The organism is Psychrobacter sp. I-STPA10 (assembly GCF_021012795.1).
Lineage (GTDB): Bacteria > Pseudomonadota > Gammaproteobacteria > Pseudomonadales > Moraxellaceae > Psychrobacter.
The window spans coordinates 74590-92551 of the sequence record NZ_VFYU01000003.1 but is presented as its reverse complement, the minus strand read 5'-3'; the positions used below and the strand labels follow the sequence as shown (position 1 = coordinate 92551).

Sequence of the window (17962 nt, the reverse complement as noted above, 5' to 3'; positions counted from 1 at the left end):
GAGCATATTGTATATGGATCATGCTCTTTATTAATCGATACTAGGAACTCACTATGTCCTTAAATCTTGCTGAAGCCAAAACCACCGCAGCAGTATTAACCACTGCCCTTCCTTACATACAACGCTTTGAAGATAAAATTATTGTTGTTAAATATGGCGGCAATGCCATGACTGACCCTGCATTAGAAAGCTCATTTGCTCGTGATATTGTTTTACTCAAAACCGTTGGTCTACATCCTGTGGTGGTACACGGTGGTGGGCCTCAAGTAGATAACTTACTCAAAGAGCTAGGGCGTACATCGGAGCGTATCGATGGTATGCGAGTCACCGACAAAGCAACCATGGATATAGTCGAGATGGTGCTTGGTGGTGGTGTTAATAAATCTATTGTCAGTCTGATTAATAAACATGGTGGACGTGCCATTGGACTAACAGGTAAAGACGCCAACCTTATCCGAGCAAAAAAACTTGCCATGACCACGACCAGCGATGATGGCAATCAAAAAGACATTGATTTAGGCTATGTTGGTGAAGTAGTCAGCGTCAATAAAGATGTAATCATGATGCTTATTCGCTCCAACTTTATCCCTGTCATTGCCCCTTTAGGTGTCGATAATGAGGGTAATAGTTATAATATTAATGCTGACCTTGTCGCAGGTAAAGTTGCCGAATTTTTGCAAGCAGAAAAACTGATGTTACTCACCAATATTAAAGGCGTACTGGGTAAAGATGGTGAGGTAATGACGGGACTTACACCGAAAAAAGTAGATGCACTCATTGCAGAAGGGATAATCTCTGGTGGCATGATACCAAAAATACAGTGCGCGCTTGATGCAGTACGAGGTGGAGTAAAAAGTGCCGTTATCGTTGATGGACGTGTACCCAATGCCACTTTATTAGAAATCTTTACCACCAAAGGTGTGGGAACTTTAATTAGCCGAGATATTGAGGCGCAATAAACAAACGACTACCCAAAAATCATGTCAGGAAATAACTACTCATAAGCAAGCTGCTTGACAATAATGGGCATGATACCCATACCATCTCCATTATTGTCGCTGTCCACTGTATCTGTATGACTGACATCCCCTGTATTATTTATAGTATCAATATTTACATTTATCCCCTTACCTACCTGATACTGGGGTTTGAGCATATTATTAATCACCTCATAAGGTACAACCAACTCTATTATCTCATTGAGATTATTATTATCTAACACTTTATCTGTATGATATATGTCCAATGTTTGTTCTATCATTTCACCAGGTTGATACAATAAGTGCAAGCCTAAATCATCCATATACCACTGTGCAGGCAAATCTACAGGCAAGTGATAAACCGGCTCTAATCCAGATTGTGATGCTTTAGGTATTCGTTGTAACAGAGCTAATAAAGCCTCTTTATTATAGTTTTTATCTAAGATATCACTCAAAGTAAGCTGTCGTTGTTGACTCATATCAACCATCTTATAATAGATATAATTTAATCTTGGAGAATGCTCAAAACGTTGCTGTACTGAATCTATCTTTAGATAACCCGTGTCATTTTTATTGATTGCAAATTCAGTATTGATATATTGATAAATTGGTAAATTAATAGCAGAAGTTTGCAGCCCTTTAATTTGTCTTAGCATCATTCTTACAGCAATTTTTGCTGATCCACCCTCACTACTCAAGGTTTTATCTGGCACTGCTTGATAGGCTATGGTTTGCCACATAATATTGCTCAACCACGGTTGTGATGGAGAAAAATCTAACGTATTAAGCTCAAATTTAATACAAGGAGATAGTGCCCCATGTTGGGTTTTTTCTAATGTAACGGGAGCTAACGTCTCTGATGTTAACGAGGTGGGTTCTACTGGTTGTGATAAACAATGCGGTGATTGTACTTTTGTTTGCCAAGCGCTGACTTCTAGTTTTTCTGAGGAGGAAGGTACACTTAAATACTGCACAACTTCTTGTGTTGACTCAATGGCAGGATCAACATAAGCACCATCCATACCAGATCTAGTAACATCTTGTGATACCTCTACAACCTTCTCTAAGTCATCAGAATTAGGAGCAATATACTCATCACTCTCTCGATTAGGGTCACTACAGCCACCGATTGTTACCATCAACGTAGCAATGGACATATAGTAAGATATCTTGAAACATCGCGGTAAGACATGATGCCTATCTTTTTTAGCACATACATTGGCTAAGGTTATTGGTATGCAATGATGATAGTTTTTAAACATAAAATATATGACTTATCCGCTGATTATTTGTCAATAGGTTTGTTCTTATCTGGGTCAGAATTTTGTGCCAACCTATCTGACTTACTACTACGTCTAGGTAGTAATAATAAAATAGCGCCCACCATACTTAACTTAAAAAATGTTGACTTACGCACGTCTACTCCCTAAATATTACTTTAAAATATTTAGTTAATATTTTAAAAGTCAATTAAATTAATCCAACTAAAAAAATAAACTTAGATATTTCTATAGTAAAGGTAATATATCGCAAACTTTCATTTAATAGAATATCTATATTTGTACTTCACTCTATTTTTTATCTAAAATAAACTTATGATATTATAAATAGTTAACTCAAAATAATAAGTACATAGGATAACTAAAATTTGCTGGACGATATGTATTAGAATGTTACTAATCCAATAGTTTTGTTCAAAAATGGTGAAACAAGTTTAAAGACAGATAATAAAAAGCATAAAAAAAAGCCTCTAGCAGATTTTACTGGCTAGAGGCTCATTCATTAATTTTAAAAAAATTAATATTATATAATTATTTATTAATAAAGCCTATTCAATATTGATACTAGAATCAAGTGGTATAGGCTCAATTAGTACCGGTGTCTCAATAAGGGGCGTTACCTCCACGTTAGTCGTTGGCACGTCTGAATTAAGATTGGTATTAGAATAAGTGGCGTTATTACCATAATTGGTTTCAATACGTTGAATGGCGGGTGGAGTACTTTGTACTACTGGTGGCTGTAATGGATTTAATGGCATTAAATCATAATTTGTATTGGTGTCCTCACCCCAATTACCCGTACCAGATAATGGAATCTTTTTAATGGTGCCATTTTTATCAATGACTAATTGCATCACACGCATTTGGTTATATTTACGCTCAGTCACACTTGCCACTGCACCACCATCACGCAATATGGTTGGTTGTAAAAATATAATCAAATTGCTTTTGTCAGTTTTAGTATTATCAGAGCGGAACAATCTCCCCACCACAGGTATATTACCCAAACCTGGTACTTTTTGCTGACCATTAGTAGTATTGTCACGCATCAAACCACCAAGCGCAATTGTCTGCTGATCATCTGCCAAGATAGTCGTATTAATCAAGCTTTTATTGGTGATTAAGCCTGCAGCATCACCCGCAGAGCTATTCACTACTGAAGATACCTCTTGTGATACCTCTAAACGAACGGTGCCATTTTCACCAATATGCGGAATAACATTCAGGTTTATACCCACATCTTTACGATCGATGGTTTGAAATGGATTGGTAGAAGAGTTGCCCGCAGTGGTATAAGAGCCTGTTACAAAAGGTACATTTTGTCCAACTAAAATGCTCGCTTTTTCATTATCTAAGGTTAAAATGGAAGGCATGGACAATAAATTTGCACTGGTTGTTGAGTCTAGCGCTTGTAGCACCGCACCATAAAACTGCGTATTACCATTAGAGTCTTTGCTTACATTCCCAGCCCCTAACAACGCACCTGCAATAGAGCCAGCTGCTTTACTAGCCCCTCCCGTTAATGCTGCTGCTGCTAAGGCTGTCGCACTTGCACCAACATTATCAAAATTAATAATGCCATAACCACTATTAGCATTACCCAATGCCCATTGTACCCCCAATTGCTTAACATCATTACCTGAGACTTCAACGATGGCTGCTTGTATGAGCACCTGCGCTCGACGTGTGTCTAATTGCTCAATTGCCGTTTCAATCTCAACCATCAACTCAGGATCCGCATTGACAATGACAGAATTTTGGGTCTCATCAGCAATAATGCTAAATGGATGTGAACCAGCTCCTCGATTCACACTACTAGAGCCACTTGAGCTTGCTGAGGAGGAAGATGAGATACTAGGTGCTGATACGACATTATTACTTGTGCCACTTGATCCCGTACCAGTAGCGCTACTATTATCTAATAGTGAGGCTGACTCCAAGGTCGATGTTGCACCTGTGCTATTAATTGACTGATTTGACAATAACCCTCGTAGCATATCAGCAATATGACTGGCACTGGCATACTTTAACCGAAATACACGTAGACCACTAAGACGCTTAGAAGGGATGGTATCAAGCTGCTGCACAATTTGTTGAATTCTTGCAATGGTCTCAGGGCTACCTTTCACCAGTAGACGATCACTGGCAGTATCTGCAATGACTTTTAATTGTTGACCACCACCACCTTCTGCACCACCGCTGCTGGCTGTACCTGTCAGCCCACTGATGAGATCCATCATGCGCTCAGCATCAACATGATATAAAGGAATGACCACTAAAGTATCATTATTACTACTGTCCAAATCATTAATTAATGCGGTAATTTGGTTTAAATTATCAGCACGATCTGACAAAACCAACGCATTGAGATCGGGTACAGCGGCAGCATGGGCTGATTGCGGCATCAACGGTCTAATAACCGTCAAAATCTCGGCAGCTTGCGTATTATTCAAATATAAAATACGCGTCTTCATCTCTTCACCAACGCTATCACCACGCAAATCTACTGTAATACCAGTTTGCTTGGCAATATTGTCAGGCACTAACTTGATGGTTGTTCCTGTATCTATCGCTGCAATTCCATTGACTTGCATTACCCCCAAAAATAGTTGGTAAATTTCTTCTTTTGATAAAGCACGATTAGAAATGACAGTCACATTACCATTGATGCGAGGGTCTAAAACAAAATTTTGATCAGTGATGGTTGCGACTTCATTAATAAATGCCTTGATATCTGCATCCTGCAAATTAACTTTCCAACTCTCTGCGTATGCTGACTCAACACCAACAAACCAGAAAGGGGAAGACAAGCACAGTATGCGCACTGTTTTCAAAATTGGTTGTCGCAAGCGCAATAAAACACTCATCTTGCCAGAACGCCCAGGCACTATTATCTGCCGAGAAATAGGCGCAGTATTATTAAAAATACGTAATTTAGACCTTATCATCATTATCCACTGTGTTATCTGACTGTGATTTTATATATTCAACATATTGAACAAAAAAGTATTGCTTGTGCCTTTATGATTGGACACGTATTGAAGCATAATTTTGTCATTTTTTCATTGTCTAAAGTCAAAATCAGCTCAACTACTTATTAAAGTTTTTATAAAACTGACTAAAATGATGTCATATCATCATCGCTACTATCACTACTTAGCCCACTGTGAGTTTGATCAAGACAAACATTAAAACTGTTGCCGAATACTTATGGTTTGATCACCACGTTGCACTTCAATCTGAGCCTCACCTGAACGTTTGACCTGTTGTAATAAATCTGCATCTTGTGCAGGATCACTACCAACACGCTGACCATTAACAGACATTACTCGATCACCTGTCTCTAACCCTAAACGCTCTCTAATATTGGCTGGCATGGCATCTGTAACCTGATATCCCTCTCCTGTTGCCATCACACCCATTTGACTTAGATAACTGGCAGGATTTTGTTTCAATGCTTCACTGGCATTATTGATCGTATCTTCTATTTCAGGCGGCTGAAAATCATCTGCTGGGGCTTCGGAGTTCATCTCCAAGTCCATCGCATCTGACGCATCCATTCTCTCATCTGCTTGATTGTCTGCCGATAATCCATCAAAGTCTGATGCATCTGAAGCATTAGGTAAGCGTTGATTGCTAATATTTCCCGAAGCGGAATTGGCATTAATACCTTGATTCATATTTAACGGTGGTGGCATATCAATAACTACCTGATTATCATTATCATCTGCAATAATAACCTGATTCCAAGATACATCAATAAGTTTATAACCTGACTGACCTAAAGGCTTGCCAATTCGATAATTTAATACTTGACCATCAAACTCTAGCATTGCAGAAGACAAACTATCTGGACTGGCTATCATCACCCCTTTTAATACCACTTGTGGTGGTGGGGCTTTTGGTGCAGTCGGTTCACTAGGTGGGGTCATAAAAATATTTAAAGCGCTGCTGGTATTTGTCGTAGGGGCGGGGCTAGATTGCTGCTCAGCAACTGGTAAAGCAGGGGCTATGGGAGGTGCTAAAAATAGCCAAAAAATTCTTGCTAAGCTCCAACACAACCAAATAATAGCAAGTAGTAATAACCAACCAGATAAGCGATTTAACCATGCTGTTGCTGTTTTTATTCCATTACTCATGACTACCGCCATTAAGAACCCCCCAATAATGGCTGGCGCACATTAACCACTGCGGTATCCGCTGGTGCACTGCCTTCATACTCAGGCATGTTTTCTAAGAAACGCTGTGTTAAACTCACATCAAGCATCGCATCATTATCGATATATATATCACCAAAACGCTTTCCATCCTGACTGACCAAATTGGCATGCAATACTTGTTGGCCATCTTTTTGCTCATTACTCAAATCTGCTCGCATGGCAGGTAATAAAATCTGATAGGTTTTAGCACCACTAGGATAACCTAAATCTCCTCCAACCCATGTTAACTGACCACTCACCTCTTCAAAGCCAATGTCATCTACTTGATTTAAAGAAACCGCATTCACTTGGATAGGTGCATCTGGTAATTGCCAATTAACAAAAGAAGCCAGTGTTTGTTTATCAATCTTACCTGACCAATCGCGTAACTGCCATTGACTCAAACTTCGGTTGACTTGTCCATGTAGCTGAGACTGTCCAGACTCAATATCAATGTCTGCACCTAGTTTACCTAAAAATAAAGCCAGTGGTCGCCATTGCCAAGTAATTGAAGCGGGTATAGGTGAAGTCGCAGTAGTGGTGAATGATTCTGGCATTTGCACAATGGCAGATCCGTGCCAAATATTACCAGATATCTGTTGAATGCTATTATTATCTGGGGCAAATTTATTGAATAACCATATTGCTGGTAACTGCACAAAAACACACAAAGCAAGCACAACCACCGCTACCAACCACCATATTTTTCGGGGTCTCTCACTTTGAGCTGATTTAGAAGAGGAGGACGTCAAAGACACAATACAAAATACCTATATCTAATTTATAATATTTTTAGTCATGTGCTAAAAAATATGCATCTAACAATAGTATGCAGTATATAACAACTGACACTTGCCATTAAATCTTCATATGCAATATAACCTACCACGTAAGATTTTGCTATAAATTATAGCCAATAAAAATGCCATTATCATAACAGACAATGGCATTAATATGAAAATAGTTAGTGAATTAATAGCAGCTGATACTATACAGCAAAGTCTTCAAGGCTTTTGCCACTTTCTATTGCATCAACTAACCAAGTCGGCTTACGTCCTCTACCAATCCATGTTTCCTCTGGATTTTTTGGATTGCGATATTTAATACTACGCTCTTTTTCTAGCTCCTCACCCGCTTGTAAAATTTCATCAATAGTTGAATTACACTTCTCGGCAATGTCTTCAAATTTTTGATAAGCATCTAATAAACGCTGTTGCTGTTTTTCAACAATCAGTTTTTTTGCATTTTCAGTGATTGCCTGTAGTTCATCTACATCAAAACTTGTTAGATCTACTTTCATTTGTTTATTCATTATTTAGTTACCTTAAGTTTAGTGAAAAAAATTATCGATAATATCAATTAAACATACACTATAAACTGACTGTTTAATTGACGCACTGTCTAGCAAACCATGCAAACCTTAATTCACCTATAGAGACCATTTGAAGCTTAGATATATAAAGCTTCATAAAGTAAAGTATTCACCTAAGATGATACCTAAAGATTCATTATTTTTAGTTAAAACTCATAACTGCATAAGACAATATCATAATAATTCAAATATCATAATCATCTTAGATCTAACTTACTCAATAGCTATCCATTTTAAAGTGATTCAGCTAATCCAAAATATTATATGATAATAGAGTAGCACATTTATGGTTAACACTGTAATCCATATTGCCATCCATGTTTTATTATAAACACTATAATAACCTTTGTTTTTGTTATTTTCCAGTTTATTCTTGTTTTCTTATTTCATAGTTTATTGTACTAAATAACTGATACCCCTTATTGTATCGTATTAAAGTAGATTTAAAACATTTGATTTTAATTGATTAAATTAGAACAATAATACTAGCGTTGCTAGAGATAAGGTATCACTACCTATTTTTATACTTATTCTTATATAACTAAAAATTCTTAATACATCATTAGAGTATTTTAGTACAAAAATATAAGTTATGATATTAAAAGAGCTTATATGAATATAATGATATAGATATTTACGATACCTATCTTCTTATATAAAATTTTGATTACCTATCTTCTAGTTCCACATCAATAAAAAAACCTCTAATCATTGTTAGAGGTTTTAATAATTAAATATTCAATTGTATTTTATGAATTTATGAATTTATGAATTTATAAAACAAGCCATGAGGTTTAAAAAGGGATGTCATCATCTACTGGTGCATCAGACATTGGCATATTATTATTATTTTGGGCAGGCTGCCCATTATTATTACTTGTACTTGTACTTGTATTGCCTGAATTATTAGCAAAGCTATTTTGATTACCTTGATTATTATAAGCAGTTGCATTGTTAGGCATATTATCAGGCACATTGTTAGACATATTGTTATTTGGATTGTTTTGATAACCCGTGTGTGCTTGATTTGTATTCATGGCATTGTTATAACCAAAGTTATTGTTTGACATGGGTGTATTATTTGATGGTTGATTATTTTGATAACCACCACCTGTCTGACCAGCACTGTCTAACATTTGCATCTGATCGGCACGTATTTCAGTTGTATAACGATCTTGACCATTCTGGTCTTGCCATTTACGAGTACGCAGGCTACCTTCAATATAGACTTTACTGCCTTTGCGCAAATACTGTGCTGCAATCTCACCCAAACGATTAAATAAAGCGATACGATGCCATTCTGTCGCTTCTCTTTTCTCACCTGTTTGTTTGTCTGTCCACTGTTCAGAAGTAGCGACTGAAATATTGGTCACACTGCCACCATTACTAAATTGACGTGACTCTGGATCTGCACCAAGATTACCAATGATAATGACTTTATTAACTCCACGCATAATTATGTCCTTAAATCCAATTATAAATACAATATTTGTATATATAGTAGTTGATAGTAAAATACAAAATGATATTAAAAAACCATACGACTTATATGTTTAATATTAATGTACATAAAAAACAGATAAGAACATATATATTGTTATTGACTCATAAATAACAATCATATTTTTAATCACTTACCTTTATATGCCACTTTACCCAAATTTTATTTAAATATCCAGTTTGGTTGGTGTCATTTGCGACAGCTGTTGTCGTGTTATATCATCTATCTGCTGCTTATCTAGCTTTAAATAAGCAACACCCTCTTTATCCATGACCACAATATCTTCAATAGCATCCATTGCCATCAACTGTTGAGACCAAGTATGGATATCCACTCCTTTGGGTATACTCAAAGTTGTACTGCTTAGATAAGGCGGGTGCTCAATCGGAAAAATAAAGGCTAAGGCTATTGCCATTATGACTGCTAATATGCCCCATGCCAAAAATGGTGACTGTGTCAGCAACATACCACCCAATGCCCCACCCACAAAAGCACCAAAAAACTGACTGGAGGAATTGATGCCCATTGCTGTGGCTTTATTAGCCACTGGCGCTTTTTTAGATATCCATGAAGGTATGGTTGCTTCTAATAAATTAAAACCAATAAAATACAAACCAAGACTAACAATTAATCCTGCACCCCATTGATGAAACAATGCCAAACTAACTAATGCCATAACCATTGCTGCCACTGCTGCAACAAAAACTTGACGCATTTTTTGCCGTTTTTCTGCTACTATAATGAATGGAATGGCTATCGCAAACCCTATAAATAACAGTGGTAAATAAACATAACCTTGCTGACGCACATTTAATCCTAGTACATGTGACAACTGCTGTGGCAATAGCACAAAAATTGCTGTCATGGTTAAGTGTAGTGCAAATACACCAAAGTGTAGTCGATTGAGATCAGTAACACTCAATACATCTTTAAGCTGCTGAATAATCCCTTTATCTGCTAAATTATGTTTCAAGACACGTAGAGGGGTTGGTACAACCAATAACAGCAACATAGCTGCAATGGCAAATACAACCGTTAGCCAAAATAAACCTGACATATCAAGCACATCAACAAACATAGGGCCAAAGGCAAATGCCAACATAATAGAAGTAGCAATGGTCAATCCCATTGTTGCCATCGCTTTGGTGCGTGATTGCTCTGTAGTCACATCCGCAAGCAATGCCATTAATACTGCTGAGACTGCACCACTTCCTGCCAAGGCTCTACCAATAATAACTTGATAAATACTATCAGCAGTAGCAGCAGCCGTCCCTCCAATGGCAAATAAAAGTAATCCCAAAAAAATCATTGGTTTACGTGGGAATTTATCTGCTGCCAAACTCATGGGGATTTGAAAAATTGCTTGTCCCAAACCATAAATACCAACAGCCAGTCCAATCAAAAAAGGGGTCGCATGATCATACTGATTGCCATATACCGAAAAAACGGGAACAATCATAAACAATCCAATCATACGCAGGGCAAAGATTCCCCCTACCCCTGCTACGGCACGTTTTTCTATGGCATTCATGCGCTTGCTCTACTTAAACTATATAATGACAAACCACTATTATAATAGAATCTCAAAAAGATATGCGGTTAGATTTTATATTGAAGAAAATTGAAAAAAGTTGCTGATACTTTTTTGTCCATAATGACATTTAGTATCAACAACTTTAACTGATGAGATAATATAACTCTTAATAACAATATTTTGATATTGATAGGGTCTGTTGAACAGTCATCTTCATAGGAAAAATTTAGCCAATTTTTACATGAAAGTAAGAAATAGCTGTATCCATTATGGATATTAGCCTAACGGGGTGAAAGCTCAACAGACCCTAATAAAGTTACTGAATTATTATCATATTATTTTAGGCATATACTTTTTGAATCAAAGTTTTAAAATAACCAAAAGCTTCATCAGCACCTTGCTTTGCTTGCTGCTTTTGCTCATCAGTCAGATTAAGACCATCCAGTTTTTCTTTAAAAGCCCGCCAATGACGCATACGTCCATCAGGGTGTGCTGCCAAATGCAGGGCACCTTTCTCGTCACTTAGATCAATCTTACCAGCCTCTTTATAAAGTATGGCTGCACCAACATTCGAACCCTCAGCACAATACAACCAACCTATACGTGCTGCCCCTGTGGGTGTGGGTCGAGCAATATCTATCTGTGCAGGCTCAACACTAAGCTCTCTCATATCCGCCAAAACCATATCAGCCCGTGATAGTGCTTCTAAATCCTGAATATCTTCATTTAGTTGCTCATCTTGATAACTGTCTCTTAATGTCTCATGAAACTCATGCTGAGCTTGCAAAAACTTGCCATAATTTTCCACCGAAGCAAATGGTTGCTTAGACATTACCAACTCATCAACACTATCATGTGTAGTTCTTGAATGTTGTTTTAGCTCATCACTAAAAGCAACTTGGGCGTTATCTACCATATCGACTTTCCTTTTATTTTTAATCGATTGATTCTGTCAATTAACAAAAAAAATTAACTGTATCTTATTTTTTTTGTAACTTTATATTATATAAAATTACAAAGAACTTTTAAGATCTATAAATTAACTATGTTTCTGATATTGTATAATTTATTACAAATAATACAGCATAATTATAGCAAATATCTAAACAAAAAAGTTAAAATATTTTATTCACAAAAAACAATAATAAATATACCGATAATAATTATCGTTTACTTATTACTCAAGTGATGTTACTATATCTAAAGAGATATGTAAACGATAGGTAAATAAAACTTAACACCAAGTCGTTGAACTGCATTTTATTCTCGGACATTCAAAATGTAAGATTTCTCTAGACTCCTTGTTAACCCCTTAGTCATCCTGTCCTATTACTTAACAATTCTACCTTATTAGAAGGTAAAAAATTTAAGGCAATCCTTATGAAAGTATATTCACAATTGAAAATCCCAACCCTACTTGCTGCTAGCTTGTCATGCCTAATGCTTGCTGGTTGCGGTACTGATGATAAACCCTCTATTCCTAGCTCCACTCAACAGGATAACGGTAAAGACGATAACAACGGCGGCGGTAAAGACGATACCAAAGAAAATAAAGACATTACATTTAGATTAGCCAATCAAAGTAAATCTGAAAGTAAATTTATTGATGGCAAAGTTACATTATATGCAAATAGTACAGATACAGAATGTGATTTTGGGTCAGAAACTTGTGGTGCTATCAAATTCTCAACCACTATTGATGAATATCAAGTTCTACCAGAGATAACAAAAGAAAAACCTGCTACTGTTACATATAAACTGTCTAGCCCACAAGGTGACGTTGCAGATATTTTAAAAGATCCTTCTCAAGTAACCGGTACAATTACTATTCATGCTGACCCAACACCAGAAAAAATTACTCCATTTGGACCTCCTAGCCCACTTGTTACCATTCCTTTAAAAGAAGATGCTAAAAATACTGGTAATTGGGTTGTAACTGTTACTTTAATGGATCCAAAAAACCCACTTGCTGAGGCAAAAATTGCAAATACACTTGAGTATATTGTTGTTAATTCAGATGGCAGTAATAAAGTCATGGCAAAAGTCAATGACACAGGTATAACTTTTTCAGGTAACAACCTAAAAGGAAATAAAACTGATTGTGATAATACCATGACATCAAAACAAGACTGTAATACAGGTCGTGATGCCATGTATCCACCTACGGATGCGGCTAATAATATTAATGGCTGGGCAGGCTTTGACTTTACCAAACTTGATAAAGATGGAAAAGATTTAGCAGTTGATGCGACTGATTGGAGTTGTGTTCGTGATAATGTCACTGGTAAGGTTTGGGAACGTAAAACCTATGCTGAAAAAGAAGCAGATAGAGACTATCGTGATGTTGCATGGAATTATAGCTATTATAATAGTGAACAAGAGCTTGGATCACCAACATATCTAAATGACTCTGAATTCAGCGCTATTTGTGATCAAGAGGATACTAAAACCAACTGCACTACTGAAGCTTATACACAACGAGTTAATCAAGAAAAACTATGTGGTATTAGTAATTGGAGACTACCAAGTCGTAATGAATTATTTGGTATACAAAACCTAAATGGCTTAGATGCAAGCGAAGTTATGCATGCTGATTGGCTGTTTAGTTCTAGTGAGAAACTCCCGATTTACTTCTGGACAGACTCTATTGCAGCTTTTTCAAAATACGGTGATCCTTTTAACTTTGATGCTCTTTGGGTAATATCTTCTAAAGGAAGTTTTAATAGAAATCAAGCTAGTGGTAGTTACTCTACTGATACCAATGGCGTAATCTTAGTTAGTGATGCTAAAGAATAACCTCCAATCACTCCACATTTGTACAAAATAGATATGCCATTAAGGACTAACATATGAACATGAATATATTAAAAAATAGCAAACAAACCAAGTATGTATTGACTATTAGTGCTTTACTCATAGCCAGTACAGCTGTCGCTGCTACTCTAACCACTTTACATGCACCTGATAAATTTACTCCAGCCACTCCCACAGATAGTTTTAAACTTGCAGATGGTACAGCCACTGTAGAAGTAAGCCAATTAGAGTGGGCACGTTGCTTGGTTGGTCAAACTTTCAGTAATGGTACATGTACTGGTGACGCAACTAAATTTGAGACTTGGGAAGCAGCTCTAGCTGCAGCCGGTACACAGGCTGCTGAAGGCTGGAGAGTTCCTAATATTAAAGAGCTAATGTTTATTACTGAAAATACACAAGCATTTCCTGCAATTAATACCGAAGTATTTCCATTTGCTAAACAGTTTGAGTTTTCAGATGATGGTTCGTATCAACGTCTTCCAACAGCTCCTTCTTCATCTTATATTTGGTCATCAACACCTGTAAAAGTAAAAACTGTTAAACATGATGATGAAGGTAACAAACTACCTGAATCAGAATATGCAGCAGCCACTGAAAAAGCACGTGAAAATACAGACTTTACCTATGCTTTAGATCTTGGCTTAGGTCAGCCACAAGAAGTTCATCGTAGTGGAGAAACTATTGGTGAGCGTTATACTAAGCCATATGGAAACTCCGATCCTAATCATGTGAAAAAAGCTCGTTATGTTTTATTAGTTAAAGATGTTTCTTAATTTAAATTAGTTAGTAGAGCATAATTTACTATAAATTATTCTATAATAAGACCAACACCGATGCTGCACTGGCACATCGGTGTTTTATTATAAATATTATTGATAAATAATTTAATATTAAACAAAAGTTAAATTACCTATATAAATCAAGCTATTTATATAGGTAATCTAGCCATTATAATTACATAACTCTTTTTAGATATGACAACATCATGACCACCAAATACCCTCAGGATGCAGAGAACTCCCTACCTACAAATAATATCACCTCTACTATTGATAGTGGAGATACACCATCTATAACGCAAACCAGCCAAATACACAGCAACCGTCTAATACGCTGGTTATTTCTTTTTTTGGGAACGTTATTTTTTGTACTAGGGTTAATTGGTGTGGTATTACCTGTATTGCCAACCACACCATTTGTACTCTTGGCAGCAGCTTGCTGGGCAAAAGGATCAGATAAATTTCATCACTGGCTGGTGAATCACCGTATATTTGGTAAAATGGTCACTGATTGGCAGCAAAAGCGTGCCATTCCACGCTATGGTAAATATCTAGCATGGACAATGATGACTGCCTCTTGTGTGATGTTGTTTTACCGTCTACAAGGTGACTGGGCGTGGCTAGCATGGGTCACAGCTGCTGTATGCTTAGCAACGGCTATTTGGATGGCACGTCTACCTGATGCCTAATATTTCTATCTGTTAATTTTCTTTAGCCAATAAAAAACGCTAGAACAAACATCCCAGCGTTTTTTTAATTTAAATTTTTATTGTACTATTAAGCTTTAAAACTCATAAGTTAGTGAAACAGAATAGTTACGTCCAGGTGCTGTATAACGCTTAATGCCAACACCCTTATCATCAACCATTGAGTTAACATTTAATATTGCTAAGCTCTGCAAACTGCTCCAAGGTACATACTCTTTATCAAAAATATTATATATCCCTGCCGATACTTTCAAACCATTATTAAATGACTTACTACCATATAAGTCATAAACAAAAGCAGATTTACTAGCATCAATATGCTCATAAGGTTCTATAACTTCCTGTCTAAGCTTATAAACATCAACCTTATTATCTTCCCACTTAAGTGTTAGAACCTTCGCATCTTCAGCTTTTTTTGCACCCAAATAACGTAATTTTGCATGAATTTGGTAATCTTCATTTGGTGATAAGTAGTTAAGACCAAATACACCAGTTAAAGGCTGAGTTACTAAAAGGTTAATTCCCTTGCTTGTACTATCTTTTGCATAATTAACATCACCGGTTAACTGTAAGCTTCCATCTGTATTTGTCAGCTTAGAAATATCCCATGCACCGCCTAAACGTACACCATAAGTTTTTGCCTTATCGATATTTTGTGCACTAACAAAGTTTGCAGGTACCATTGGATGATGTGGATTACACGTCTTTTCTAAAACGCCATTTTTTTTCTCTGGCCAACAGTTTTCGACCATTTTTTCATAATTAAGGGTTTGAATAAAATCAGTGTAATCTGTATAAAATCCTGTTGCATTAATAGCAAAAGTCTCAAAATTACCTTGTAATGATAACTCATGATTTAAAGACTTTTCAGGGTTTAGATCTGTATTGGTAGTAAGTCTGTTTCCCAAGATTTCATAAGCTGAATACATCTGGCTCACAGAAGGTGCCAAAAAGCCTGTTGAAGCTTTATAACCTACTTGCCAATTTGGTGTAAATTGATAATTTAATGCTAATAATCCACCGAGATTACTCATTTTTCGGTTCTTATCAAACTCACCTTCTCTATAAAGAATTTTGGGGTAGTAAGTATCTGCCTCACTCACTTCACCCAAACTGAATTTATTAATCTCAGACATATAAGGTTTATAAGCATGGTAGTCATAACGAATACCAACTTTTGCCTCTAATTTATCATTAACTTCTATATCATCAGCTACTGCAAGGCTATAAATATCTTTTTTAACTGATGGTCCAACAAATTTAAACCCATACTCACCTGGTTTATTGAATTTACTCCATTCTTTTAAGATAAGCTCATGATCTGTATTTGCATAGCTACCCACTACCGATACAGTATGACTACCTAAATTGTCTGTTTGTATAGGTAGTAAGTATCCTTCAACATTCAGTTGTGTGGTTGTATCATACTGAGGGCGATATTCGTTAATCCAAAGATTACTATCATTATAGGGTGCGTCATAAACATAAGTATTGGCAATGCCAACAATTTCTTGGTAACTCAAATCTGCATTAATTTCATCAACTAATTCACTATCTAATGGCAAATAGCGATAGTTGATACCTGCTGCTTTTAACTCACCTTCATCATAGCCAATACGACGCCCAACAGATGTACTTTTAGTAAAGTTATTAGATTTATTTAAACTATACTGATAGCTGCCTTGAGCACCAACTCTATGTTCATCATTAATATTGTAATAAAGTTTTGCTAAAGTAGCATGGCTTTCATAGTGTTGAGGATCAGGTAAAATTGCTGCTTTTTCATCTTTATAAGATGAACTTTGAGAATAACTATAGTCCGGATCCTGTTCAAAATCATAGGATTGATCAAGTTTATCTTTATTAAAGCCAACCATATCATGATTTTTGAGTTCATGTCCGTCACGGTATACATAGTTAACCAAGGCCTCTACTTTACCTATACTACCTGCGGCTCCAACTGCTGTCATGATCTCTTCATTTTTACTGGTATATCCCGTTTTAGCATAACCACCAATGTGCTTACCAGACTCAATCAAATCACGAGGCTCTTTACTTTTATAATTTACTGCACCACCAACTGCACCACTACCTGAGGTAAATGAATCTGCCCCCACTTGTAGGCTAACATCAGATAATAGTTCAGTATCAGGACTAAAACGCCCTTCATACATATAGCCATAAGGAGAGAAGAACTCATTAATCTGCTGATCAGGTAAACTCACACCATCATAGCTCATGGCAACACGGTTACCATCAACACCACGAATGGCAAAGCCTTTTGAGCCATAACGCCCTACCTCAGCGACACTAATTTCAGGGTTATAGCGTACGAGATCTTGTTGACTGTTAATCTGGTTGTCTTGGATGTTTTTGGAGGTAACTATCGTTTTAGTGGCTTCATTTGCAGCATCGGGTGCTGCTGTTACCACAATGGTATCTACTTGTGTTGATGGCACATAGTCTTGTGACTCGCCAGACTCTACAACAACAACTGTTTCTGCCAATGCCAATTGCGACATCAGCACAGATACAAGAATACAAAGTGGGCGTTTTGTGTGTTTTGTAACCTGAGAAAAAGAGATATTATTGGTATCAACTACGGATAAGGGGGGAGTTAATTGGTTCATATATAGCCTTTTTACATAATAAATTTGCAGCAAATAAATGCTCAAAAGATGCACTTTTGTTTCAGACAAGCGCAACTATGTGACAATTATGTATAAAAACTTCACAAAAGTAAATGATAATAATTTTCATTTTTGAAGAAAACTCATCAGTTCTACCCAAATACCT

Annotated in this window: 14 protein-coding genes; 4 read left to right on the top strand and 10 right to left on the bottom strand. The window is 36.6% G+C overall.

What is annotated here, in order from left to right:
* Positions 1–53: 53 nt before the first annotated feature.
* Positions 54–959 (top strand): acetylglutamate kinase, encoded by a 906-nt coding sequence (gene argB, locus FHK89_RS01565; RefSeq protein ID WP_230655946.1) that lies wholly within the window; start codon positions 54–56, stop codon positions 957–959.
* A gap of 35 nt (positions 960–994) precedes the next feature.
* Here the strand turns inward: argB and FHK89_RS01560 are convergent, their stop codons facing one another.
* The 9 genes from FHK89_RS01560 to FHK89_RS01525 form a co-directional block, all read right to left on the bottom strand.
* A complete protein-coding gene (locus FHK89_RS01560) occupies positions 995–2137 on the bottom strand; it encodes a hypothetical protein (RefSeq protein ID WP_230655945.1) in 1143 nt (380 codons plus the stop codon).
* 128 nt (positions 2138–2265) lie between these two features.
* Entirely contained in the window at positions 2266–2397 is a 132-nt protein-coding gene (locus FHK89_RS14870; RefSeq protein ID WP_268992904.1) for a hypothetical protein, read from the bottom strand.
* A gap of 411 nt (positions 2398–2808) precedes the next feature.
* Entirely contained in the window at positions 2809–5127 is a 2319-nt protein-coding gene (gspD, locus tag FHK89_RS01555; RefSeq protein WP_442966544.1) for a type II secretion system secretin GspD, read from the bottom strand.
* Positions 5128–5448: 321 nt separating this feature from the next.
* Positions 5449–6399, bottom strand: a complete 951-nt coding sequence (locus FHK89_RS01550) for a type II secretion system protein N (RefSeq protein WP_230655943.1) — start codon at positions 6397–6399, stop codon at positions 5449–5451.
* Positions 6400–6410: 11 nt separating this feature from the next.
* Complete coding sequence (gene gspN / locus FHK89_RS01545; protein WP_230655942.1) at positions 6411–7217, bottom strand: type II secretion system protein N; 807 nt, start codon at positions 7215–7217, stop codon at positions 6411–6413.
* Positions 7218–7447: 230 nt separating this feature from the next.
* Positions 7448–7771 (bottom strand): H-NS histone family protein, encoded by a 324-nt coding sequence (locus FHK89_RS01540; protein ID WP_230655941.1) that lies wholly within the window; start codon positions 7769–7771, stop codon positions 7448–7450.
* Positions 7772–8625: 854 nt separating this feature from the next.
* Entirely contained in the window at positions 8626–9285 is a 660-nt protein-coding gene (ssb, locus tag FHK89_RS01535; RefSeq protein WP_268992903.1) for a single-stranded DNA-binding protein, read from the bottom strand.
* 213 nt (positions 9286–9498) lie between these two features.
* Complete coding sequence (locus FHK89_RS01530) at positions 9499–10863, bottom strand: MFS transporter (protein ID WP_230655940.1); 1365 nt, start codon at positions 10861–10863, stop codon at positions 9499–9501.
* A gap of 343 nt (positions 10864–11206) precedes the next feature.
* Complete coding sequence (locus tag FHK89_RS01525) at positions 11207–11782, bottom strand: biliverdin-producing heme oxygenase (RefSeq protein WP_230655939.1); 576 nt, start codon at positions 11780–11782, stop codon at positions 11207–11209.
* A 464-nt stretch (positions 11783–12246) separates the two neighbouring features.
* Between FHK89_RS01525 and FHK89_RS01520 the strand changes: the two genes are divergently transcribed.
* The 3 genes from FHK89_RS01520 (at position 12247) to FHK89_RS01510 (ending at position 15148) form a co-directional block, all read left to right on the top strand.
* The gene (locus FHK89_RS01520; protein ID WP_230655938.1) at positions 12247–13662 is read left to right on the top strand and encodes an Lcl domain-containing protein; all 1416 of its coding nucleotides are present in this window, start codon (positions 12247–12249) and stop codon (positions 13660–13662) included.
* 59 nt (positions 13663–13721) lie between these two features.
* Positions 13722–14453: an Lcl domain-containing protein gene (locus FHK89_RS01515; protein ID WP_230655937.1), complete on the top strand. Its 732-nt coding sequence runs from the start codon at positions 13722–13724 to the stop codon at positions 14451–14453.
* A 212-nt stretch (positions 14454–14665) separates the two neighbouring features.
* Complete coding sequence (locus FHK89_RS01510; protein ID WP_230655936.1) at positions 14666–15148, top strand: YbaN family protein; 483 nt, start codon at positions 14666–14668, stop codon at positions 15146–15148.
* Positions 15149–15243: 95 nt separating this feature from the next.
* Here the strand turns inward: FHK89_RS01510 and FHK89_RS01505 are convergent, their stop codons facing one another.
* The gene (locus FHK89_RS01505) at positions 15244–17796 is read right to left on the bottom strand and encodes a TonB-dependent hemoglobin/transferrin/lactoferrin family receptor (RefSeq protein ID WP_230655935.1); all 2553 of its coding nucleotides are present in this window, start codon (positions 17794–17796) and stop codon (positions 15244–15246) included.
* Positions 17797–17962 lie beyond the last annotated feature (166 nt).

Excerpts from the sequence above, each read along its gene's own strand:
- ssb (WP_268992903.1), bottom strand. The coding sequence starts at position 9,285 with ATGCGTGGAGTTAATAAAGTCATTATCATTGGTAATCTTGGTGCAGAT.
- FHK89_RS01560 (WP_230655945.1), bottom strand. The coding sequence starts at position 2,137 with ATGTCCATTGCTACGTTGATGGTAACAATCGGTGGCTGTAGTGACCCT.
- FHK89_RS01505 (WP_230655935.1), bottom strand. The coding sequence starts at position 17,796 with ATGAACCAATTAACTCCCCCCTTATCCGTAGTTGATACCAATAATATC.
- FHK89_RS01540 (WP_230655941.1), bottom strand. The coding sequence starts at position 7,771 with ATGAATAAACAAATGAAAGTAGATCTAACAAGTTTTGATGTAGATGAA.
- FHK89_RS01510 (WP_230655936.1), top strand. The coding sequence starts at position 14,666 with ATGACCACCAAATACCCTCAGGATGCAGAGAACTCCCTACCTACAAAT.
- FHK89_RS01520 (WP_230655938.1), top strand. The coding sequence starts at position 12,247 with ATGAAAGTATATTCACAATTGAAAATCCCAACCCTACTTGCTGCTAGC.
- gspD (WP_442966544.1), bottom strand. The coding sequence starts at position 5,127 with ATGAGTGTTTTATTGCGCTTGCGACAACCAATTTTGAAAACAGTGCGC.
- FHK89_RS01550 (WP_230655943.1), bottom strand. The coding sequence starts at position 6,399 with ATGAGTAATGGAATAAAAACAGCAACAGCATGGTTAAATCGCTTATCT.
- FHK89_RS01530 (WP_230655940.1), bottom strand. The coding sequence starts at position 10,863 with ATGAATGCCATAGAAAAACGTGCCGTAGCAGGGGTAGGGGGAATCTTT.
- FHK89_RS01525 (WP_230655939.1), bottom strand. The coding sequence starts at position 11,782 with ATGGTAGATAACGCCCAAGTTGCTTTTAGTGATGAGCTAAAACAACAT.
- FHK89_RS01515 (WP_230655937.1), top strand. The coding sequence starts at position 13,722 with ATGAATATATTAAAAAATAGCAAACAAACCAAGTATGTATTGACTATT.
- argB (WP_230655946.1), top strand. The coding sequence starts at position 54 with ATGTCCTTAAATCTTGCTGAAGCCAAAACCACCGCAGCAGTATTAACC.